We start from the raw sequence: 20,810 nt of genomic DNA, 5'->3' as shown, positions 1-20,810 counted from the left end.
CGCCGGGCTCAGAGCCCGCCCACCCAAGCGGCGTTGCGGCGGTTCGATTCGAGCGCGGCCTCGATGAACTTCATGCCCATCTCGCCCTGCTCCACCGTCGGCAGCAGAAGAGCCGTGGCCGCGGGGGCGCGGCCTTCCCAGCGCGCCACGATCTGTTCGGCGGCGTCGGTGTAGAGCTGGGCGAAGGCTTCGAGATAGCCCTCCGGATGCCCCGCCGGTACCCGCGCGGCATAGGCAGCGCCGTCGCCCGATTGCGGCCCGCCGCGGGTGATGTGCCGTGGCGGCTCGCCATGGCGGGTGAAGATCAGCTCGTTCGGCTGCTCCTGGTGCCAGGAAAGCCCGCCCTTGGCGCCGAACACCCGCAGCCGAACGCCGTTGACCTCGCCGGGCGCAACCTGGCTCGCCCAGAGCATGCCGCGCGCCCCACCCTCGTAACGCAGCAGGATATGGACGTTGTCGTCGAGCTTGCGGTCCTCCGCGAAGATCGAAAGCTCCGCGGCCAGCGCTTCCGCCCGCAGCCCCGTCACGTAATGGGCGATGTGATAGGCATGGGTGCCGATATCGCCCAGGCAGCCGCCGCCGCCCGATTGCGCCGGATCGGTGCGCCACACCGCCTGCTTGAGGCCGGTCTTTTCCACCGCCTCGGTCAACCAGCTCTGCGCATATTCGACGTGGATGACGCGGATATCGCCCAGCTCGCCAGCGGCCACCATCGCCCGCGCCTGGCGCACCATCGGATAGCCGGCATAGGTGTGCGTCACGCCGAAGACGAGGCCGGTGCGCCGCACGATCGCCACAAGCTCGGTCGCTTCCGCCGCCGTCATGGTCAGCGGCTTGTCGCAGATCACATGGAAGCCCGCTTCGAGGAAGGCTTTCGCCGGGGCGTAGTGCAGGTTGTTCGGCGTCACGATGGCGACGGCGTCGATCCGGTCATCCCGCGCGCGCTCGCCTTCGACCATCGCCTGCCAACTCGGATAGGCGCGGGCGGGGTCGATATGGCAGGCCTCGCCCGCGGCGCGGGATTTCGCCGGATCGGAGGAAAAGGCGCCGGCCACGAAATCGTAGCGATCGTCGATCCGCGCCGCGAGGCGATGCACCGGCCCGATGAAGGAGCCGGGCCCGCCGCCCACCATGCCCAGCCTGATGCGGCGTTGCGTCATCTCACTCGCTCCCTCCTGCCGTGGGGCCGGGTTGCTCCCGGCGCCTCATCGGTCAGAGCAAAGCCTCAGCGCTTCGAGAGGTCAACCACCCCGGCGAGCCCCGCCTCGGTTCCGAAGGCGAGATGGCTGCCATGCTCGTTCCAGGCGAGGGTAGAGACCGGGCTGCCGCCGGGGGATGCCACGGGCAGGATGCGCCCGCTCTCCACCTCGGCCAGCACAACCCGGCCGTCGGCGAAGCCCGCCGCCACCACATCCGATTTCGGGTTGAACAGCACCCGCGTCACCAGCACGCCGCCGCCACCCGCCAGCTCCATCGGTGCCTTGCCCATCGGGCCGCCGCCGAAGAAGGGCCAGAGCACCACGGTATCGGCGCCGGAGGAAGCGAGCCAGCGGCCGGAGCGCGAGAAGGAGACGCTTTCGGGCTTGGAGGGATAGCCGCTCATCCGCATATGCTGGCCATCGCCCAGCCGCCAGCCGTGCAGCGCGTTTTCCTGCATGCCGGTGACGACGGATTCGCCGTCCGGGTGCAGCGCGACGCCGATATGGCTGCCCTTCCATTCCAGCCGGCGGGGCGCATCGGTCTTAGCGGCGACGAACCAGAGGCTGGCGCCGTTGTAATGCGCCGCGGCGATGCGCTTGCCGCGCCCGTCGAAGGCGATGCCCGTCACCGTCGAAGGATGGTCGAGCGATTTGAGCTTCTGCCCCGTCGCGTCGAAGAGATGCACCTGCTTGCCGGCGGCGCAGGCGAGCACGGGCATATCCTTCTCCCGCCCCTTGGCCGGCAGATAGGCCGCGACATGCTCGACCCATTTGGAGCCGAGATCAGCGAGCGTCACCGCTTCGCCCGATGCCCGCACGCGGCGAAGGTCCCCGTCATCCCCGCCGGTGATCACGCTGCCCGGCAGGATATCGGCCGTGAGCCCCAGCACCGCGCCATCATGCGCCACCTGCGAAAGCCAGGCGCCTCCGGCTGTCACCGGCGCGAAATGCACGCTGCCGTCGCCGAGGCCGAAGGCGGCGAAGCCTCCACCCCGCTCGAAAGCCGCCTGGACGACGAAGGCATCGAGCATCCGCGTCTCCCCGCGGCTTTCGACGAGCGGGCTGAGGGCAGAGAGGTCTGAGGCCAGCATCGCTCCGCGCTCAGCCGGCCTGGCAGGATTCGAAGCCGCGGCGCAGCTGCGGGCGGTTGAGATCGCGGCCGATGAAGACGATGCGGCTCTGCCGCTTCTCGCCCTCCTTCCAGGGCCCGATGAAATCGCCATCGGCGATCATGTGCACCGCCTGGAAGGCGAAGCGCCGGTCCTCGCCGGCGTAATCAAGGATGCCCTTGGTGCGCAGCAGGTCCGGCCCCTTGGCGTTCAGCACCGTGCCGATCCAGCCGTTGAACTTCTGCGGGTCGATAGGCTTCGACACGGTGAAGCTCATGCTCGAGATTTCCTCGTTATGCTCATGCTCGTCGGTATCGAGGAAATCGGGATCGAAGGCGAGGATGCGGTTGAGGTCGAAGGCCCGCCGGTCGAGCACCGCTTCGATCGCGACCTTGGATTTCTCCGAGCGGATGATCGGGGCGAGCGCGTTGATCGCGCGGATGCGCGCCTCCACCCCGGCGAGCTCATCGGCGCTCACGAGGTCGATCTTGTTGAGCAGGATGACATCGGCGAAGGCGATCTGCGCGGCCGCCTCGGCACTATCGGCCAGCCGGGCAGGGAGGTTCAACGCGTCCACCACCGTCACGATCGCGTCGAGGCGGGCGCGGGCGCGCACGCCCTCATCCACGAAGAAGGTCTGCGCCACCGGGGCCGGGTTGGCGAGGCCGGTCGTCTCGATGATGATGCCGTCGAACTTCGTGCGCCGCTTCATCAGCCCGGCGAGGATGCGAATGAGGTCTCCCCGCACGGTGCAGCAGATGCAGCCGTTGTTCATCTCGAAGACCTCCTCGTCGGCATCCACCACGAGGTCGTTATCCACGCCGAGTTCGCCGAATTCGTTGACGATGACGGCGTATTTGCGGCCGTGGTTCTCGGTCAGGATGCGGTTGAGCAGCGTCGTCTTGCCAGCGCCCAGATAGCCGGTGAGCACGGTGACGGGGACGAGATCCTGGGAGAGGCCGGGGGCGGTGTCAGCGATGGTATCGGGCATGAGAGTTCACTCCGGTCACGAGGACGAACCGAGGGTTATAGAGGACCAATCCGGTCCGGTCATTCGGCAGGGCGGGAACCCGGCCTTGCTTCCCGCGCAGATGCGCCGGCACTCCAACGCGCTTCGGCCAACCCCCAGCCGAGCACCACGAAGAAGTAGCCGCTCACCGGCAGGGCGGTGAAGGCACTGGTGGAGGCGATCGGCCAGAGATGGATGAGGCAGCCAGCGAAAAGCCCGACCCGCAGCGGGTTGGGGTTGCGCCACAGGCCGCGCCCCACCCCCCAGAGCCAGGCGAGGCACATCAGCGAAAACAGCACGAGGCCGGGATAGCCGCCATCCGTGCTTGCCTGGGTGTAGAAGTTGTGCGGATGGATCTTGCAGATCGCGGCGCCACCACCGTCGTGGCCCGGCATGCGCGACCAGCCGACGAAATAGCGCGGCTGCGGGCAATCCCGCCGGAAACCGGCATAGCCGAGGCCGACGATCGGGTTCTGCTCGGTCATCTCGTCGGCCCGCCGCCAGAGATAGCCATAGGGGCTGGTCTGGAAATGATCCATCTGGCGGCTGAATTTCTCGACCAGGCGATAATAGGTCGGCGGCGAGATGATGGGGGACGCGGCAAGCACCACGCCGCCGACGACGACGACCGCGATCGCCACCGGGCGCAGGCGGGGCAGCAGGATCGCCGAGACGACGAGGCCAAGGCCCGTGAGCAGCACCGGCATGCGCTGGCCGATGAGGATCATCACCGCGATGCCGAGGGCGGCCAGGGCGAGCCCGAGGATGCGCCAAAGCCAGGCCCGCCGCTCGATCAGCGCCATCACCGGGGGCAAGAGCGCCGGGAAGAGGATGCGCACCAGCTCGGGCCCCGCGCGCGGCTTGAAGAAGGGGCCGGTCAGCTCGCCATCCACGAAGCGGCCATCGCCGAAGAAGTTCTTGCCCGTCAGCCACTGCCACAGGCAGTTGATGCCGATATAGGCGGCGGTCGCCTGCACCGCCCAGCGCAGCCAGAGCCGATGGCGCGCCTCCCGCAGCACCCAAAATTCGAGGGCTGCGGCAAAGACGAAGAACCGCACCATCGCCGCCGCCTGCACGAAATCGGGCCAGTCGCCATGCAGCACCGGCGGGGCGGGGAGCGAGCAGAGCATCTCCCAGATCCACCAGGCGGCGGCGAAGGGCACCCAGCCTTCGCGCAGCCAGCCCCAACGGCCGCTCCGCGCGCGATCGAGCAGGAAGAGCAGGGCGGTCCCGGACATCAGCACGTCGGCCAGCCCACGCCCGTCGAGCAGGCCGGGCATCACCAGGAGAACCAGGGTGAGCGCCATGCGCTCGATCAGCAAATTGAGCGGCATCACGCGCTGAGCAACTCCATCCTCATGGCATCCAGACGGATGCGGGCGGCAGGCAGATCGTAATCGCGCACCCGGCGCAGGCCGGCGGCGGCGAGTTCGGCGCGGCGGGGAGGGTCACGCGCCAGGGAGAGGATCGTGGCCGCCATTCCTGCCGGGTCCTCAGGCTCGATCACCGCCGCTACCCCCTCGGTCAGTTCGGCGAGCCCGCCCCGCCGGCTCGCCACCAAGGCGGCGCCGGCAGCCATCGCCTCCAGCGCAGCCAAGCCGAAGGGCTCTTGCCAGCGACTGGGCACGACCGCAATGGCGCTGCCGCTCAATTCCGTCATGACGGTCGCGTGATCGCGATAGCCGAGCAGGCTGATGCCGGCGGCTTCAGCGCGCGGCCGCAAGGCGGCGATGAAGGGTGTCTCGGGGCTATCCGGGCGGAACCGGTCGGCGCCGATCATCGCCGCCTGCCAGCCGGGAAGCTCCGGCAGCGCCGCGGCGCAGGCGGCAACGAAGGCATCGGCGCCCTTGTCAGCCACCAGGCGGCCGGTGAAGAGGATCCGCGCCTGCCGCCGTTCGGCCGGCAGAGGAGGCGGGAGAGCCGCGAGGTCAAGGCAATTGGGCAGCACGCTTGGCCGCGGCAGGGTGGCGGGCAGCCCCTCCATCCAGCAATCGGCGAGGAAGCCCGAGACGCAGACGACGCGCCCGAGACCAGCGGACAGGGCCGCGCGTTCGGCCGCGCGCGCCGCGCCCCGCATGCCGCGCGGATCGTTGTGCAGGAAGAGCGCAATGCGCCGCGCCGGGAAGCGTCCGGCCAGCCGGCGGGCGAGATCGGGCCGGTTGTGGACCTCGATCAGCGCCGGGCGCAGGGCGCGCAGCGCCTGGCCGACACCGGCGGCGTAGCGCCGATCCCCGCCGATCGGCCACCAGCCTTGCCGCACCGCGCGATAGGGGCGGGGGAAGAGCGGCTCCGAGCCCGCTTGCGCGCCGATGATGGTGGTGGCGAAAGCCGAAGCCGCGAGGCCCGGCCGCTCCTCGGTCAGCCGTGCCTGCAAAAGCGCGATGGCGCCGGCCGAGTGCGGGCCAAAGCCTTCCCGCGGCGGCAGGATGGCGGCGACACGTGGCCGCGGGTCTGCCGCCACGGCCGCGCTCTCGGCCGTCGCTAGCATCGCCGCCCGGCCGGCATCGCGCTTTCAGAACCCGCCATTTCTGGGGCAGGTTTCACGCCTTGGGCCCGCGCCGGATGAAAAGGGTGAGGCTCTCGCCATCCTCCGCGCTCTCCTGGCTTTCGAGGATGCGGTGGCCCTGGGCGCTCGCCATGCGCGGCACGCTTTCCCGCGGTTCCGCCCCACGCAGCCGCACGGCGAGGATCGCCCCCTCGGGCAGTTTCTCCAAGGCGAGGCGGGTGCGCACGAAGGTCATCGGGCAGGTGTCGGCCGTCACGTCAAGAAATGCGTCGGGCCGAGTATTTGGCGTGCTTTGCATGATGCAGTTGATTCCAGCCGATAGCGGTTGCCGGGGTTTATGATCTCGATGTAGAAAAAGAAAGCAAACGGCGTTTCCAGGTATAAGGCGAACGAATCGACATCGCTGGATTGCTCGGTTTCTGGCTTCACGGCCGGCCCACCAAAAAATATCTAGCGCGCCGCAGCTCACTTCTAAACGATCCGGCCAGGAGTTTTTTTTGATGTCCGACGAGACCCCAAACCTCAGCGTGCTTGGCTGGACGGCGCAGATCGTTTCCGCCCATGTCTCCCACAATACCGTCGCCCCCGAGGCGCTGCCCGGCCTCATCCAAGAGGTCTTCCGCACCCTGTCCAATGTCGGCGCGCAGCCCGAAGTGTCCGAGAAGCCGCAGCCCGCCGTGCCGATCAAGAAGAGCGTGTTCGGGGATTACATCATCTGTCTGGAAGACGGAAAGAAGCTCAAGATGCTCAAGCGGCATCTCAAGACCGCCTACAATCTGGAGCCGGAACAGTATCGCGAGCGCTGGGGCCTGCCGCCCGACTACCCGATGGTGGCGCCGAACTATGCCCGCCAGCGCTCCTCCCTCGCCAAGAAGATCGGCCTCGGCACCAAGCCCCGCGCGCCCGTGAAAGCGGCCGGCTCCGCCCGGTCCGGCCGCGGCGGCTGAGCACGCCCGGGGCAGTCCGTGCTTTGCCACGGCCTGCCGGTCCCTCTATAACGGGCGGGCCGCCCTCGTGCGGTCTCGCCGCGGCAGGCGGCGACACATGGCCCAAGGGCTGAGTTTGGGGCGAAGGCTGAGCGGATGATGTCGCGCATCGAGCGCCTGTGCATCGAAAAAGGTCTGAAGATGACTGGGCAGCGCCGGGTCATCGCGACGGTGCTGTCGGAAGCGTCGGATCACCCCGATGTCGAGGAGCTTTACCGCCGCGCCGTCGCGCTCGACAATCGCATGTCGATCGCCACCGTCTATCGCACCGTCCGCCTGTTCGAGGAGAACGGCATTCTCGAACGGCATGATTTCGGCGGTGGTCGCGCGCGCTACGAGCCGACGACGCCGGGGCCGCATCACCACCTCGTGGATGTCGAGAGCGGGCGCGTCATCGAATTCATCGATCCGGAGCTGGAGGAGGCGATCCGCACCATCGCCGGGCGCCTCGGCTTCGATCTCGTCTATCACCGGCTGGAACTCTTCGGCCGCCAGCAGCAGGCGCAGACGAAGAGCGCGGCGGCCCGGCAGGGTGCCGCTCGCCGCCCGCCCGCGCGGCCGGCCGCGGGCGGGGCGCATGCCGCCGGCGGCGCCACCACTGCCGCGCCCGCCCTCGCGCCCAGCATGGACGCGAAGTGATCCCCTCCGACACCTTCGCCGGCTTCGATCGCGAGGAGGGAATAGGCGAGCTGCGCGCCGGCAACCTCGGCCTGCGCATCGTGAGCACGCCGGATGAACTCGATGCCGCCCAGGCGCTGCGCTACCGCGTTTTCTACGAGGAACTCGGCGCCCATGCCGATTCCCGCACCGAGGAAACCCAGCGCGACTGCGACCGCTATGATGCCGTGGCCGATCATCTCCTGGTCGTCGATCACGATCTGGGCAACGGGCCGGATGCGGTCATCGGCACCTATCGGCTCATCCGACGCGAAGCGGCGGAGACCATCGGCCGCTTCTACTCGGCGGACGAATACGACATTTCTGTCGTCGAGAAATTCCCCGGTCGCGTGCTCGAACTCGGCCGCTCCTGCGTTGATTCCGCCTATCGGGGGCGGGCGGTCATGCAACTGCTGTGGCGGGGCATCGCCGCCTTCGTCTTTACCCACAACATCGACCTGATGTTCGGCTGCGCGAGCCTGCCGGGCACGGATGTCGATGCGCTGGCCGCCGATCTCACTTATCTGCATGCGCATCACCTGGCGCCGCCGCATATCCGCCTCCGCGCTTTGCCGCACCGCTATGTCGAGATGCGGCGAATGGATCCCGCGGCGATCGACGCGCGGCAGGTGCTGGTCGGCCTGCCGCCCCTCATCAAGGGCTATCTCCGGCTCGGCGGCTTCGTGGGCGATGGCGCGGTCGTCGATCACCAGTTCAACACCACCGATGTCGCGGTCGTGGTGCAGACCGATCTCGTGACCGGCAAATACTACCGCCATTTCGAGCGCGAGCAGCGCGACAAGCGCGGCTGAGCCAATGCCGGGCCCGAGCGTCCTCGTCAATTCGCCACTGCTGGCGCCGGAAGGGGTGGCGATGCTGGAGGCGGCAGGCTTCACCCTGCATTACACCGAAGCCTTCCCCGCCCCTGAAACGGTCGCGCGGATCGCCGCCCGCTGCGATGCCTTGGCCATCATCGCGCGTCAGGGAGCGATCACCGCCGGCGTCATGGATGCCGCGCCCGGTCTGCGGATCATCGCCCGCCACGGCGCGGGTACCGACGAGGTGGATCTCGGCGCGGCGCGCGCCCGCGGCATCATGGTCACCCGCACGCCGGGCGCCAATGCCCGGGCGGTCGCGGAACACGCCCTCGCCCTCATGCTCACCCTGCTCAAGCAGATGCCGGCGCTGCAGGCGCAGACCGTGGGCGGCGGCTGGCGCGAAGGCGGCACCATGGTGGGCGATGCCGAGGGCACGCGCCTCGGCCTCCTCGGCCTGGGGCCGATCGGGCAGCACACCGCCCGCCTCGCCAGCGCCTTCGGCATGCAGGTCTCAGCCTTGTCCCGCCACGCAGCGCCCGGCGCCTATGCCCATGCCCGCCGGGCCGAAAGCCTCGATGCGCTGCTGGTGGAGAGCGATATCCTCTCCCTCCACACCGCGCTCACCCCCGAGACCCGCGGCCTGATCGGTGCCGAGGCCATGGCCCGCCTGCCGCGCGGCGCTTTCCTGGTGAATACCGCGCGCGGCGGGCTGGTGGATGAAACCGCGCTGCTCAACGCTCTGGAAAGCGGCCATCTCGGCGGCGCCGCCCTTGACGTGACGGAGCCCGAACCCCCGGCCGCCTCGCATCCCTTCCGCCGGCATCCTCGCGTCATCCTCACCCCCCATGTCGGGGGTTCGACCCATCGCAGCATGGCACAGCTGGCGATCGACGCCGCCGAATGCGTCATCGCCTGCCTCACCGGCCGGCCCGTTCCGGCGGAGCGCATTGTCGTCCCCGGCGGCCGAGGGACCAGGGATCGCGCCCGCAGCAGCTGACGCCGGGGCTAGGCTTTGAGGCGGCGCGGCGGCTCCGCCGCCGGCGCGACGAAGCCGAGCTGGCGGAAGCTCTCCTCCATATGCGGCGGCAGCGGCGCGGCCACGGTCAGCGTGCCGCCCGCCGGATGCGGCAGCGTCAGCGCGCGCGCATGCAGATGCAGCTGCGGCCTCAACACCTCCATTTCGATATCGCCGCCATAGGCGGTATCGCCGAGGATCGGATGCCCCATCGCCGCGCAATGCACGCGAAGCTGATGGGTCCGCCCGGTATGGGGATAAAGCCCGAGCCAGCTGAACTTCCGCCCCGCATGGTCGAGCGTCTCGTATTCGGTGATCGCCCTCTGCGCATCCGGGTCGGCGGGATGGGCGATGGCGCTGCGCGCGCCGCCTAAGCCGTCGCGCCGCGTCAAAGCCTGGTCGATGAGCCCTTCCAGCGGCACCGGCAGCCCGAGCACCACCGCCCAATAGGTCTTGCGCACGCTCCGCGTGCGAAACGCGGCGGCGAGCTTCGCGGCATTGCCGGGCGAGCGGGCGAGCAGCAGAACGCCCGAGGTATCGCGGTCCAGCCGGTGGACAAGCCGCGGGCGCTCCTCCGAGCCGAAGCGGAGCCCGTCGAGCATCCCGTCGAGGTGGCGGGTGATGCCGGGGCCGCCCTGCGTCGGCAAGCCGGGCGGCTTGTCGAGGACGATGAGCCACTCGTCCCGATAGAGCACCATCCGCTCGAGATCCTTGATCGTTCGGGCATCGAGCGGCTTCTCCGCCTTGGGCGGCAAGCTTTCGGCCGCCACCAGCACGGGCGGCGGAATGCGCACCGCCTCGCCCGGCTGCAGGCGGGTATTCGCCTCCGCCCGGCGGCCCGAGACGCGGATCTGCCCGGTGCGGCAGAGCTTGGCGATGGCCCCCTGGGTGAGGCCCGGGAAATGGCGGCGAAACCAGCGATCTAGCCGGATATCGCCCTCATCCGCGCTGACGATCCGCTCCTGCACCGTGCTCATTCGCCCCGCTCCTGCTGGCGCTTCTCGCGCAGCTTCGCCCAGTAGTCGAGCCGCTTGGCGATCTCGCGCTCAAAGCCGCGTTCCACAGGCTGGTAGAGGCTCGGCCGCTCCATCCCGTCGGGGAAGTAGTTGCGGCCCGAGAAGGCCTCCTCCTCGTCATGGTCGTAGGCATAGCCATCGCCATAGCCGAGGTCGCGCATCAGCTTGGTCGGCGCGTTGAGGATATGGGCCGGCGGCATGAGGCTTCCTGTTTCGCGCGCCGCGCGGCGGGCGGCGCCGAAGGCGGCATAGACGGCGTTCGATTTCGGCGCGGTCGCGAGATAGACGACGGCCTGTGCCAGCGCCAGCGCGCCTTCCGGGCTGCCGAGCCGCTCATAGGTCGTCCACGCGGTTTCGGTGAGGATGAGGGCCTGGGGGTCCGCCATGCCGATATCCTCGGCCGCGAAGCGCAGGATGCGGCGGGCGATGTAGCGCGGGTCTTCGCCGCCGGCCAGCATGCGGGCGAACCAGTAGAGCGCGGCATCCGCATCCGATCCGCGCAAGGATTTATGCAGCGCCGAGATGAGGTTGTAATGCTCCTCGCGGTCCTTGTCGTAGAGGGCAGCGCGCTTGGCGAGGAGATCGGCGAGGCCGGTGGGATCGAGCGCGGGCTGATCCTCCGGCAGGGAGAAGAGCTGCTCAGCCATGTTGAGCAGATATCGCCCATCACCATCCGCCATGGCGCCGAGCGTCGCCCGCGCCTCCCCCGTCAACGGCAGATCGCGGCCGATCTCGGCCTCGGCGCGGGAGAGCAGCTGGGCGAGGGCCGCATCGTCCAGCCGCTTGAGCACCAGCACCTGAGCGCGGGAGAGCAGCGCGCCGTTCAGCGCGAAGGATGGGTTCTCGGTCGTCGCGCCGATCAGGGTGACGATCCCTTCCTCCACCACCGGCAGGAAGGCATCCTGCTGGGCACGGTTAAAGCGGTGGATTTCATCGACGAAGAGGAGTGTCCCTTCGCCGGTGCGGGCGCGGCGGGCCGCCTCCTCGAAGACCCGCTTGAGATCCGCCACGCCGGAAAAGACCGCCGAAATTTGTGAAAAGACCAGCCCTGCCTGCTCGGCGATGAGCCGCGCGATCGTCGTCTTGCCGACGCCAGGCGGGCCCCAGAGGATGAGGGAGGACAGCGAGCCGCGCGCCAGCATGCGGGTGAGGGTGCCATCGGGGCCGAGGAGATGGTCCTGCCCGATCACCTCGCCAAGGGCGAGCGGGCGCAGCCGGTCGGCGAGCGGCCGCAGCCGCGGCCGGCCGCCACGCCGGGCGCCTCCCTCGGCGCGGCCGCCATCCGCACGGCCAGCATCGGCGCGGCCGTAGGGCTCCGGCGCGCCGAAGAGATCATCCGAAGGGCCGGGAGAACGGGCCAAGTGCGCACCTCACAAACGAGACAGGGGGCGAGCCCTGCGGCCCGCCCCCTGAACTGCCTTCGGCCAAGCGGCGAGGTATTACGCCTCGCCGAGGGCCTCGTCATCATTGGCGACCTCGGGCTTCGGCCCGCTGTCGAGCCCCTTGGCGGCCGGGTCGCGATCGACGAATTCGATGATCGCCATATCAGCGGCATCGCCGTAGCGCACACCCGCCTTGAGCACGCGGGTATAACCGCCGGCGCGCGTCTTGTAGCGCTCGGCGATCGTCTCGAAGAGCTTGGCGACGATCGTCTCGTCCCGCAGCTGGGCATAGGCCTGGCGGCGGGCATGCAGATTGCCGCGCTTGCCGAGCGTCACGAGCTTTTCCGCCACGGGGCGAAGTTCCTTCGCCTTGGGCAGGGTCGTCGTGATCTGCTCGTGCTTGATAAGCGCGACGGCCATGTTGCGGAACATCGCCGCGCGGTGGGTGGAGGTAACGCCGAGCTTCCGCCCGGAAACGCCGTGACGCATGGTTTCAGTCCTTTGACCTGTGCGCGCTGATCATCAAACGGTTGAAGGGAGGCCGGACGTCAGAAGGGCTCTTCGAGCCGGCGGGCGAGGTCTTCGATATTCTCAGGCGGCCAGCCCTGCACGTTCATGCCGAGCGAGAGCCCCATTGCGGTCAGCACTTCCTTGATTTCGTTCAAGGATTTGCGGCCGAAGTTCGGCGTGCGCAGCATCTCCTGCTCGCTCTTCTGAACGAGATCGCCGATATAGACGATATTGTCGTTCTTCAGGCAGTTCGCCGAGCGGACGGAGAGTTCGAGCTCGTCCACCTTGCGGAGCAGGTTGCGGTTGAAGGGCAGATCGTCCTGCTGCTCTTCCAGGCGCAGCTGCTGCGGCTCGTCGAAATTGATGAAGAGTTGCAGCTGGTCCTGCAGGATACGCGCGGCGAGCGCCACCGCATCCTCGGGCGTCACCGACCCATTGGTTTCGAGCGTCAGCAGGAGCTTGTCGTAATCCGTCACCTGGCCGACGCGCGTGGGCTCCACCTTGTAGGAGACGCGCTTGACCGGGGAATAGATCGCATCCACCGGGATGAGGCCGATCGGCGCATCCTCGGGCCGGTTCGCCGCCGCGGCGACATAGCCCTTGCCGATATTGACGGTGAATTCCATGCCGAGCTTGACGCCCTCGTCCAGCGTGCAGATGACGAGATCGGGGTTCATGATCTCGATGTCATGCCCGGCCTGGATCTGCTCGGCGCGCACTTCGCCCGGGCCGGTGGCCGAGAGCATCATGCGCTTCGGGCCCTCGCCGTGCATGCGCAGCGCCAACTGCTTCACATTGAGCACGATGTCCGTCACGTCCTCGCGGACGCCAGGGATGGTGCTGAATTCATGCAGCACACCGTCGATCTGCACGGCCGTCACAGCGGCACCCTGCAAGGAAGACAGCAGGACACGGCGGATCGCGTTGCCGAGAGTCATGCCAAAGCCGCGCTCCAGCGGCTCCGCCACGACGGTGGCGACGCAGGAGGGATCGTTACCCGACTCGACTTCGAGCTTCTCGGGCTTGATCAGCGATTCCCAATTTCTCTGCAATACCACGTTCGCCTCTTAAAAGAATGAAGCCGGGCGCCGGATCCTTGCCGCTTTGCGGAAAGGATCGGCCGCGCCGGCGACAGGACCGCCCGCAGCCTCCGTCAGACGCGGCGGCGCTTGCGCGGCCGGCAGCCGTTATGCGGAACGGCCGTCGTATCCCGGATCGAGCTGACCGAGAAACCGACGGTCTGGAGCGCCCGCAGGGCGCTCTCGCGGCCGGCACCCGGGCCGCTTACCTCGATCTCGAGATTTTCCATCCCATGCTCACGCGCCTTGCGGCCCGCATCCTCCGCCGCCATCTGAGCAGCGTAGGGGGTGGATTTGCGGCTGCCCTTGAACCCCTGCGCGCCCGCCGAAGACCAGGCGATCGTATTGCCCTGGGCGTCGGTGATCGTCACCACGGTGTTGTTGAAGGTCGCGGCAACATGCGCCACGCCAGAGCTGATGTTCTTGCGCTCTTTCTTACGGGGCCGAGTCGAGGCGGGCTTCGCCATAGATCAATCCTGTCACTGATGACGCAGCCGCCAGACCGGAGGGTCTGGCGTGCCAAGGCGTCGGATAGAGTTCACGTCGCGCGCGGAGGGCCGGAGCCCTTAGCGCGTCACCTTCTTCTTGCCGGCGATCGCCACGGCCTTGCCCTTGCGGGTGCGGGCATTGGTGTGGGTGCGCTGGCCACGCACCGGCAGGCCCTTGCGGTGACGCAGGCCGCGGTAGCAGCCGAGGTCCATCAGCCGCTTGATGTTCATCGAGACTTCGCGCCGCAGATCACCCTCGACGCGGAATTCGCGGTCGATCAGTTCGCGGATGCGGAGGATCTCGTCGTCCGACAGCTGGTTGACCCGGCGCTCGTGCGGAATGCCGAGACGGTCACAGATCTGCACCGCGTTGGTCGGACCGATGCCATAGATATAACGCAGACTGATGACCACCCGCTTGTTGGTCGGGATGTTCACCCCGGCAATACGCGCCACGCTTCACACTCCTCAAGCGCCGAACGCGGCAAAGCGTTCGGCTGGTCGCCCCGGATATGGCCGAGAAAAAGATCCGACCAGGACAACCGCCCTCGATCGGTGGAGGTGCGGAATAGCGCCGCGCCTAACTGAGAGTCAACCGCTGCAGATCAACTTTGCGTGAGCGCATGGGAGACTCCGCGCTTCGGCAGGGTCTCCAGCGCCGCCTCGATCTCGGCACCCACCTCGTCAATCTCGGCCAGCCCATCGACGATGCGGAGCCGGTCCTGCGCCTCGTAATAGGGCAGCAGCGGCGCCGTCTGGCGGTTATAGGCTTCGAGCCTGGCCGAGACGACTTCGCGCTTGTCATCGGGGCGGCGGACGAAATCATGGTGGCCGCAGATGTCGCAGGTGCCTTCGGACTTCGGCTGCTTGAAGCTGTCGTGGTAGCTCGCGCCGCAGTTCGCGCAGGAGAAGCGGCCGGCGATCCGCTCGATGAGAACGGCATCGTTCACCCGCAATTCGATCACCGCGTCGATCGGCGTGCCGCGCTCTTCGAGCAGGCGGTCCAGCGCCTCGGCCTGCGGCACCGTGCGGGGAAAACCATCCAGGATGAAGCCGTGCGCGCAATCGGGCTTTTCGATCCGGCTGCCGAGCATGGCGATGATCACCGCATCGGGCACCAGTTCACCGCGCCCCATGATCTCGCGCGCCTTGAGGCCGATCTCGCTGCCGGCGGCCACCTCTGCGCGCAGCATGTCGCCGGTCGAGATCTGCGCGATGCCATGGCGCAGCTGCAACCCCTTCGCCTGCGTGCCCTTCCCCGCGCCTGGTGGCCCCAGAAGAATGATATTCAACGACCTCTCCCTCGCCCGCGGCCCCGTTTGATGAGGCCCTCATATTGATGCGCGATCAGATGGGACTGGACCTGCGTCACCGTGTCCATCGTAACCGACACGATAATGAGTAGGCTGGTGCCGCCAAAATAAAAAGGCAGGCTGTAATGGCCGATCAGGAATTCCGGAACCAAGCAAACCACGACGAGGTAGAGCGCGCCGATCGTCGTCAGCCGCGTCAGGATACGGTCGAAGTAGTTGGCCGTGTTCGTCCCCGGCCGGATGCCGGGGATGAAGCCGCCCTGCTTCTTGAGGTTGGTGGCCGTTTCCTCGGGGTTGAAGACGACCGCAGTATAGAAATAGGCGAAGAAGATGATCATCGCCGCATAGAGGATCATATAGACCGGCTGGCCGTGGCCGAGCGAGCCTGCGAGCCACTGGACCCAGGCGGGGCTGCCGGCGCCGGCATGGGAGAAGCCGATGATCGTCGCCGGGATAAGCAGGATGGAACTCGCGAAGATCGGCGGAATGACGCCCGAGGTATTGATCTTGAGCGGCATGTGGCTGCTCTCGCCGCCATAGACGCGCTGGCCGACCTGCCGTTTCGGATACTGGATGATGATCCGCCGCTGCGCGCGCTCCATGAACACTACGAAGCCGATGATGACGATCGCGCCCAGGATGAAGGCGATGACGAAGAAGGGCGAGAGCGCGCCGGTTTTGCCGAGTTCGAGAAGGTTGACGAGCGCGCTCGGCAGGTTCGCCACGATCCCCGCGAAGATGATGAGCGAGGAGCCGTTGCCCACGCCGCGCGCGGTGATCTGCTCGCCGACCCACATCAGGAACATGGTGCCGCCGACGAGGGTGACGACGCAGGTGAAGCGGAAGAAAAGCCCGGGGTCGATCACCGCCGGGCCGAGGCTGCCGCGCATCGTCTCGAGCCCGACGGCGATGCCGTAGCTCTGGAAGATCGCGATCACCGCAGTGAGGTAGCGGGTATATTGGTTGAGGCGTCGGCGGCCGACCTCGCCTTCCTTCTTCAGCGCCTCCAGCGACGGAATGGCGGAGGCCATGAGCTGGATGATGATGCTCGCGCTGATATAGGGCATGATGTTGAGCGCGAAGACCGTCATGCGGCCGAGCGCGCCGCCCGAGAACATGTCGAACATGCCGAGGATGCCGCCGCCGTTGCGCATCATGAGCTGGCTCATGACGGCCGGATCCACCCCGGGCACCGGGATATAGGTGCCCAGCCGGAAGACCAGCAGCGCCCCGAGTGTGAACCAAATACGCTTCTTGAGCTCGGTCGCCTTGGCGAAGGTGCCGAAGTTCAGATTAGCCGCGAGTTGTTCGGCCGCCGAGGCCATACCCAATTCCCATCTTTGCGACGCCGGGCGGGGCGGGTGATCTCTGGCCGCCGCGCGTCTTCTTCTCAGTCCGTCCACACCAAGCCCGGGCCGTTCCGCCCGTCGCCACCCCTCAGCCCTGGGCGAGGCGACCGCCGAAGACATCGGCCCATGCCGCCGCGAGCGCGGCATCAAGCTCCGCCATGGTGGCGAGGATGCCGAGCGCATGGATGCTTGTCACCCCATACTCGCGGATGCCGCAAGGAACAATGCCCGCGAAGTGGTCGAGATCGGGTTCGAGGTTGATGGCGACGCCATGCCAGGTGACCCAGCGCGTCACCCGCACGCCGATGGCAGCGATCTTGGCCTCGGTGCCGGCGGCGCGGTCCGCGACCCAGATGCCGACCCTCCCATCCCGCCGCTCGCCCCGGATGTTGAAACGGTCGAGCGCGCGGATGATCCAGTCCTCGAGGCCATGCACATAGGCGCGCAGATCCCGCGCCGGCAGGGGGCCGTGGGCGCGTTCGAGATCGAGCATGACATAGCCCACCCGCTGGCCGGGGCCGTGATAGGTCCATTGGCCGCCGCGCCCGGCATCGAAGCTCGGGAATCGGTCGGGCGCCGCGAGATCCTCGGGCTTCGCCGAACTGCCGGCCGTGTAGAGCGGCGGGTGTTCGAGGAACCAGACCTGCTCGGCCTCTTCGCCCGCCCGGATGGCGCGGATGGCACGCTGCATCTCGGCGATCGCGGCGGGGTAGGGGACCAGCCCATCGCTGATCCGCAGGCGCGGCGCATCCGCCGGGCGCGCATCTGATGCCACATCAGCGCGTGTATTCACGCTCATCTCTCCTGTTGCTGCGGCGTCCATCATTGGCTATACGGCGCCACCCACGATGCGGTCGTGGCGGAATGGTAGACGCGCAAGCTTGAGGTGCTTGTGGGGGAAACCCTGTGGAAGTTCGAGTCTTCTCGACCGCACCATCTTTAAGACCTTCAGACAGCTAAAAATTCATGGCTGAAACGCCGGGCTTCAGCTTGCCCCGCGCGTTGCATCCTGACCGCTCCCTTGGTCTTATCACCCTCTGACGGAACGGCGCGACCCGGCGCCCGAGGGGGAAACGTGGACGAAAATCTTCGCAAGGCGGCGCTCGACTATCACCGTTACCCGCGGCCTGGAAAGCTCGCGATCGAGCCGACCAAGCGCATGGCAACCCAGCGCGATCTTTCCCTTGCCTATTCGCCCGGCGTCGCCGCCGCCTGCCAGGCGATCGTCGCCAATCCGGACGAGGCGAAGCTCTATACCGCGCGCGGCAATCTCGTCGGCGTCATCTCCAATGGCAGCGCCGTGCTCGGCCTCGGCAATATCGGGGCGCTCGCCTCCAAGCCGGTGATGGAGGGCAAGGCGGTGCTCTTCAAGAAATTCGCCGGGATCGACGTCTTCGATATCGAGGTGGACGCCGCCGACCCCGACCGCTTCTGCGATGTGGTGGCGGCGCTCGAGCCGACCTTCGGCGCCATCAACCTCGAAGACATCAAGGCGCCGGAATGCTTCGCGATCGAGGCCAATCTGCGCGAGCGGATGAAGATCCCGGTCTTTCACGATGATCAGCACGGCACCGCCATCACCGTCGCCGCCGCGGTCACCAACGGGCTCACGCTGCAGGGCAAAAGGCTCGCCGACATCAAGGTCGTCACCTCCGGCGCCGGCGCCGCGGCGCTCGCCTGTATCGATCTGCTGGTCGCCATGGGCCTCAAGGTCGAGAACGTCTTCCTCACCGATATCGAGGGCGTGGTCCACCGCGGCCGCAACAATATGGGGCCGAACCTCGCGCGCTATGCGCAGGATACCGCCGCGCGCAGCCTGGAAGAGGTGCTCGAGGGGGCCGATCTCTTCCTCGGCCTCTCCGCTCCGCGCGTGCTCAAGCGCGAATGGCTGCCCAAGCTCGCGCCCAAGCCCGTCATCATGGCGCTCGCCAATCCCGAGCCCGAGATCCTGCCCGAACTCGTCCGCGCCGAGCGCCCGGATGCGATCGTGGCGACCGGCCGCTCGGACTATCCGAACCAGGTGAACAACGTCCTCTGCTTTCCCTTCATCTTCCGCGGCGCCCTCGATTGCGGGGCGACGACGATCAACGAGGCGATGAAGACGGCCGCGGTCGAAGCGCTTGCCGGCCTCGCCCGGATCGAGGCAAGCGAGACGGTGGTGGCGGCCTATGGCGGCGCCGCGCCGATCTTCGGGCCGGACTACATCATCCCGAAGCCCTTCGATGCGCGGCTGATCCTGGAGATCGCCCCCGCCGTCGCCCGCGCCGCGCAGGAAAGCGGCGTCGCCCGCGCGCCGATCACCGATTTCGCGCAATATCGGCGGGAGCTGGAGCGCTTCACCTATCGCTCCGGCCAGCTCATGCGGCCGGTGGTGGCGGCCGCCCAGCACACGCTGCACCGCGTCGTCTATGGCGCAGGCGAGGATGAGCGGGTGCTGCGCGCCGTGCAGACGGTGGTGGATGACGGCATCGCCCGCCCCATCCTCATTGGCCGGCGGGAACACATCGCCCAGAAGGCGCGGGAGATGGGCCTGCGGCTCGACTTCCAGAAGAGCGTCTCGATCATCGATCCGGCGACGGATGCCGAGCTGCTCGCCCCCGTCCTCGCCAAATACAAGACGCTCGCCGGCAGGCGGGGGGTGCGGCCCGATGCGGCGGAGCTGCGGCTCCGCTCGCATTCCACCGTGACGGCCGCCATGCTGGTCGCCGAAGGGATGGCCGATGCCGCGATCTGCGGCGGCTTCGGCGATTGGTGGCGCCATCTGCAATACGCCTTGCCGATCATCCCGCGCCGGCCCGGCGTGAGCCGCATCTACGCGATGACGGCGGTGATCCTGAGCGAGGGCGTCCTCTTCTTCTGCGATACGCATATGAATGTGGACCCGACGGCCGAGCAGGTGGCGGAAATGACCGAGCTTGCCTCCGAAGCGGTTGCGGCCTTCGGCATCACCCCGAAAGTCGCCCTGCTGTCCCATTCCTCCTTCGGCTCCAGCAATTCGGAATCGGCCCGCAAGATGCGCCGGGCGCTGGCGCTGATCCGGGAGCGCCAGCCCGACCTCGAAGTCGATGGCGAGATGCAGGCGGATGCGGCGCTGGCCGAGACCGTGCGGGCGCGCGCCATCGAAGGCAGCACCCTCTCGGGCACGGCCAATCTGCTCGTGCTGCCGACGCTGGATTCCGCCAATATCGCCTTCAACCTCATCAAGGCGGCGGGAGATGGTCTGCAGGTCGGGCCGATGCTGCTCGGCATGGCCAAGCCGATCCATATCCTGGTGCCGACGGCAACCGCGCGTGCTGTCACCAACCTCACCGCGATCGCGGCCGCAGGTGTCGCCAACCACCGCTGATCCGTGCCTCCTGGCAACGAGGTGATGCCACCGCCTGCGCATGGCCTGCGCGGGCGGTGGCCGGCTCTTTTCAGGCTCATCCCCTGGAATTCAGCCGCCCCGGCCTTACCTTGAATTGGAATGCCGCGGAGGGCGACTTCCGGGCTTGCCTTTCCTGCGCTAACCAGCACAGAACGTTCGCCCAACATTTCGAGTGATCCGAGGTAGCTGATGCCCATCAAACCGTTGCGCAAAGCGGTCTTGCCGGTTGCCGGCCTGGGAACCCGGTTCCTGCCCGCGACCAAGGCGATGCCGAAGGAAATGCTGACGGTGGTGGACCGGCCGCTCATTCAATATGCGGTGGACGAGGCCCGCGCTGCCGGCATCGAGCAATTCTGCCTCGTCTCCGGCCGCGGCAAGACCGCCCTTATCGACCATTTCGACGTGGCGTACGAGCTTGAGGCGACGTTGCGCGAGCGCGGCAAGGATGAAGCTCTCGCCCAGCTTGCCGAAACCAAGCTCGATCCCGGCGCCATCACCACGGTTCGCCAGCAGGAGCCGCTCGGCCTCGGCCATGCCATCTGGTGCGCCCGCGCCTTCGTCGGTGACGATCCCTTCGCGATCCTGCTGCCGGATGATCTCGTGCTCGCCGACAAGCCCTGCATGCTTCAGCTCGCCGAGGCGTATGAGCAAACCGGCGGCAGCGTCGTCGCCGTCACCGAAGTGCCGCACGACCAGACCAACCGCTACGGCATCCTCAAGGTCGGGCATGACGATGGCAGGCTCGTCGAGGTGACCGGCCTCGTCGAGAAGCCGAAGCCCGAGGTCGCCCCCTCCAACCTCTCGATCATCGGCCGCTACGTGCTGATGCCCGAAGTCATCGGCCATCTCTCGAAGATGGAGCGGGGTGCCGGCAACGAGGTGCAGCTGACGGACGCCATGGCCAAGATGATCGGCCATTCCCCCTTCCATGGGCTGCGCTTCGAAGGCACGCGCTTCGATTGCGGCGACAAGGCGGGCTATCTCGAAGCGCAGATCGCCTTCGGCCT

Annotated in this window: 22 protein-coding genes and 1 tRNA gene; 7 read left to right on the top strand and 16 right to left on the bottom strand. The window is 67.7% G+C overall.

What is annotated here, in order from left to right; translation table 11 throughout:
- Nucleotides 1–8: 8 nt before the first annotated feature.
- The 7 genes from ACYQ7X_RS02790 to ACYQ7X_RS02760 all read right to left on the bottom strand — a co-directional run bounded on the left by ACYQ7X_RS02790 (nt 9) and on the right by ACYQ7X_RS02760 (nt 6,252).
- Nucleotides 9–1,160 (bottom strand): Gfo/Idh/MocA family protein, encoded by a 1,152-nt coding sequence (locus ACYQ7X_RS02790; protein ID WP_459695306.1) that lies wholly within the window; start codon nt 1,158–1,160, stop codon nt 9–11.
- Nucleotides 1,161–1,225: 65 nt separating this feature from the next.
- On the bottom strand, nt 1,226–2,290 hold the full coding sequence (locus tag ACYQ7X_RS02785; RefSeq protein WP_459695305.1) for a WD40 repeat domain-containing protein: 1,065 nt from the start codon (nt 2,288–2,290) through the stop codon (nt 1,226–1,228).
- A 10-nt stretch (nt 2,291–2,300) separates the two neighbouring features.
- Nucleotides 2,301–3,299, bottom strand: coding sequence for a CobW family GTP-binding protein (locus ACYQ7X_RS02780; RefSeq protein ID WP_459695304.1), 999 nt, complete (start codon nt 3,297–3,299; stop codon nt 2,301–2,303).
- A gap of 59 nt (nt 3,300–3,358) precedes the next feature.
- Complete coding sequence (locus ACYQ7X_RS02775) at nt 3,359–4,651, bottom strand: O-antigen ligase family protein (protein ID WP_459695617.1); 1,293 nt, start codon at nt 4,649–4,651, stop codon at nt 3,359–3,361.
- On the bottom strand, nt 4,651–5,778 hold the full coding sequence (locus ACYQ7X_RS02770) for a glycosyltransferase (RefSeq protein WP_459695303.1): 1,128 nt from the start codon (nt 5,776–5,778) through the stop codon (nt 4,651–4,653). Before ACYQ7X_RS02770 ends, ACYQ7X_RS02775 begins: the two co-directional genes overlap by 1 nt.
- Before the next feature lie 79 nt (nt 5,779–5,857).
- Complete coding sequence (locus ACYQ7X_RS02765; protein ID WP_459695302.1) at nt 5,858–6,079, bottom strand: sulfurtransferase TusA family protein; 222 nt, start codon at nt 6,077–6,079, stop codon at nt 5,858–5,860.
- Nucleotides 6,076–6,252 carry a hypothetical protein gene (locus ACYQ7X_RS02760; protein ID WP_459695301.1) on the bottom strand — a complete coding sequence of 59 codons (177 nt, stop codon included), beginning with the start codon at nt 6,250–6,252 and terminating at the stop codon, nt 6,076–6,078. The genes ACYQ7X_RS02765 and ACYQ7X_RS02760 overlap by 4 nt, the downstream gene beginning before the upstream one ends.
- Nucleotides 6,253–6,323: 71 nt before the next feature.
- On the opposite strand from ACYQ7X_RS02760, the gene ACYQ7X_RS02755 reads away from it, so the two are divergent.
- The 4 genes from ACYQ7X_RS02755 to ACYQ7X_RS02740 all read left to right on the top strand — a co-directional run bounded on the left by ACYQ7X_RS02755 (nt 6,324) and on the right by ACYQ7X_RS02740 (nt 9,281).
- A complete protein-coding gene (locus ACYQ7X_RS02755; protein WP_459695300.1) occupies nt 6,324–6,770 on the top strand; it encodes a Ros/MucR family transcriptional regulator in 447 nt (148 codons plus the stop codon).
- 135 nt (nt 6,771–6,905) lie between these two features.
- Nucleotides 6,906–7,448, top strand: coding sequence for a Fur family transcriptional regulator (locus ACYQ7X_RS02750; protein ID WP_459695299.1), 543 nt, complete (start codon nt 6,906–6,908; stop codon nt 7,446–7,448).
- Nucleotides 7,445–8,278 carry a GNAT family N-acetyltransferase gene (locus ACYQ7X_RS02745; protein WP_459695298.1) on the top strand — a complete coding sequence of 278 codons (834 nt, stop codon included), beginning with the start codon at nt 7,445–7,447 and terminating at the stop codon, nt 8,276–8,278. The genes ACYQ7X_RS02750 and ACYQ7X_RS02745 overlap by 4 nt, the downstream gene beginning before the upstream one ends.
- A 4-nt stretch (nt 8,279–8,282) precedes the next feature.
- Nucleotides 8,283–9,281, top strand: coding sequence for an NAD(P)-dependent oxidoreductase (locus ACYQ7X_RS02740; protein WP_459695297.1), 999 nt, complete (start codon nt 8,283–8,285; stop codon nt 9,279–9,281).
- An 8-nt stretch (nt 9,282–9,289) separates the two neighbouring features.
- On the opposite strand, the gene ACYQ7X_RS02735 is transcribed toward ACYQ7X_RS02740, so the two are convergent.
- From ACYQ7X_RS02735 to lipB, 9 genes are all read right to left on the bottom strand, one after another.
- A complete protein-coding gene (locus ACYQ7X_RS02735; RefSeq protein WP_459695296.1) occupies nt 9,290–10,276 on the bottom strand; it encodes an RluA family pseudouridine synthase in 987 nt (328 codons plus the stop codon).
- Nucleotides 10,273–11,676, bottom strand: a complete 1,404-nt coding sequence (locus ACYQ7X_RS02730; RefSeq protein ID WP_459695295.1) for a replication-associated recombination protein A — start codon at nt 11,674–11,676, stop codon at nt 10,273–10,275. The genes ACYQ7X_RS02735 and ACYQ7X_RS02730 overlap by 4 nt, the downstream gene beginning before the upstream one ends.
- A 78-nt stretch (nt 11,677–11,754) precedes the next feature.
- Complete coding sequence (rplQ, locus tag ACYQ7X_RS02725) at nt 11,755–12,186, bottom strand: 50S ribosomal protein L17 (RefSeq protein ID WP_459695294.1); 432 nt, start codon at nt 12,184–12,186, stop codon at nt 11,755–11,757.
- 59 nt (nt 12,187–12,245) lie between these two features.
- The gene (locus ACYQ7X_RS02720) at nt 12,246–13,265 is read right to left on the bottom strand and encodes a DNA-directed RNA polymerase subunit alpha (protein WP_459695293.1); all 1,020 of its coding nucleotides are present in this window, start codon (nt 13,263–13,265) and stop codon (nt 12,246–12,248) included.
- A 95-nt stretch (nt 13,266–13,360) separates the two neighbouring features.
- Nucleotides 13,361–13,753 carry a 30S ribosomal protein S11 gene (gene rpsK / locus ACYQ7X_RS02715; protein ID WP_459695292.1) on the bottom strand — a complete coding sequence of 131 codons (393 nt, stop codon included), beginning with the start codon at nt 13,751–13,753 and terminating at the stop codon, nt 13,361–13,363.
- A 99-nt stretch (nt 13,754–13,852) separates the two neighbouring features.
- Nucleotides 13,853–14,230: a 30S ribosomal protein S13 gene (rpsM, locus tag ACYQ7X_RS02710; protein ID WP_459695291.1), complete on the bottom strand. Its 378-nt coding sequence runs from the start codon at nt 14,228–14,230 to the stop codon at nt 13,853–13,855.
- A 149-nt stretch (nt 14,231–14,379) separates the two neighbouring features.
- A complete protein-coding gene (locus tag ACYQ7X_RS02705) occupies nt 14,380–15,066 on the bottom strand; it encodes an adenylate kinase (protein WP_459695290.1) in 687 nt (228 codons plus the stop codon).
- A complete protein-coding gene (gene secY / locus ACYQ7X_RS02700) occupies nt 15,063–16,412 on the bottom strand; it encodes a preprotein translocase subunit SecY (RefSeq protein WP_459695616.1) in 1,350 nt (449 codons plus the stop codon). Before secY ends, ACYQ7X_RS02705 begins: the two co-directional genes overlap by 4 nt.
- A 112-nt stretch (nt 16,413–16,524) precedes the next feature.
- Nucleotides 16,525–17,175 carry a lipoyl(octanoyl) transferase LipB gene (lipB, locus tag ACYQ7X_RS02695; RefSeq protein ID WP_459695615.1) on the bottom strand — a complete coding sequence of 217 codons (651 nt, stop codon included), beginning with the start codon at nt 17,173–17,175 and terminating at the stop codon, nt 16,525–16,527.
- Between the two features lie 111 nt (nt 17,176–17,286).
- Here lipB and ACYQ7X_RS02690 point away from each other — a divergent pair.
- The 3 genes from ACYQ7X_RS02690 to galU all read left to right on the top strand — a co-directional run.
- A tRNA-Leu gene (locus tag ACYQ7X_RS02690) sits at nt 17,287–17,372 on the top strand.
- Nucleotides 17,373–17,511: 139 nt separating this feature from the next.
- On the top strand, nt 17,512–19,782 hold the full coding sequence (locus ACYQ7X_RS02685) for an NADP-dependent malic enzyme (RefSeq protein WP_459695289.1): 2,271 nt from the start codon (nt 17,512–17,514) through the stop codon (nt 19,780–19,782).
- A gap of 210 nt (nt 19,783–19,992) precedes the next feature.
- Nucleotides 19,993–20,810, top strand: an 818-nt coding sequence (galU, locus tag ACYQ7X_RS02680; RefSeq protein WP_459695288.1) for a UTP--glucose-1-phosphate uridylyltransferase GalU, incomplete at its 3' end; no start/stop codon positions are given.

It is taken from the genome of Acidisoma sp. C75 (genome assembly GCF_054665095.1).
This window is presented reverse-complemented; position numbering and strand designations above follow the sequence as displayed.

Excerpts from the sequence above, each read along its gene's own strand:
- ACYQ7X_RS02790 (WP_459695306.1), bottom strand. The coding sequence starts at position 1,160 with ATGACGCAACGCCGCATCAGGCTGGGCATGGTGGGCGGCGGGCCCGGC.
- ACYQ7X_RS02785 (WP_459695305.1), bottom strand. The coding sequence starts at position 2,290 with ATGCTGGCCTCAGACCTCTCTGCCCTCAGCCCGCTCGTCGAAAGCCGC.
- ACYQ7X_RS02780 (WP_459695304.1), bottom strand. The coding sequence starts at position 3,299 with ATGCCCGATACCATCGCTGACACCGCCCCCGGCCTCTCCCAGGATCTC.
- ACYQ7X_RS02775 (WP_459695617.1), bottom strand. The coding sequence starts at position 4,651 with ATGCCGCTCAATTTGCTGATCGAGCGCATGGCGCTCACCCTGGTTCTC.
- ACYQ7X_RS02755 (WP_459695300.1), top strand. The coding sequence starts at position 6,324 with ATGTCCGACGAGACCCCAAACCTCAGCGTGCTTGGCTGGACGGCGCAG.
- ACYQ7X_RS02750 (WP_459695299.1), top strand. The coding sequence starts at position 6,906 with ATGATGTCGCGCATCGAGCGCCTGTGCATCGAAAAAGGTCTGAAGATG.
- ACYQ7X_RS02740 (WP_459695297.1), top strand. The coding sequence starts at position 8,283 with ATGCCGGGCCCGAGCGTCCTCGTCAATTCGCCACTGCTGGCGCCGGAA.
- ACYQ7X_RS02735 (WP_459695296.1), bottom strand. The coding sequence starts at position 10,276 with ATGAGCACGGTGCAGGAGCGGATCGTCAGCGCGGATGAGGGCGATATC.
- rplQ (WP_459695294.1), bottom strand. The coding sequence starts at position 12,186 with ATGCGTCACGGCGTTTCCGGGCGGAAGCTCGGCGTTACCTCCACCCAC.
- rpsK (WP_459695292.1), bottom strand. The coding sequence starts at position 13,753 with ATGGCGAAGCCCGCCTCGACTCGGCCCCGTAAGAAAGAGCGCAAGAAC.
- secY (WP_459695616.1), bottom strand. The coding sequence starts at position 16,412 with ATGGCCTCGGCGGCCGAACAACTCGCGGCTAATCTGAACTTCGGCACC.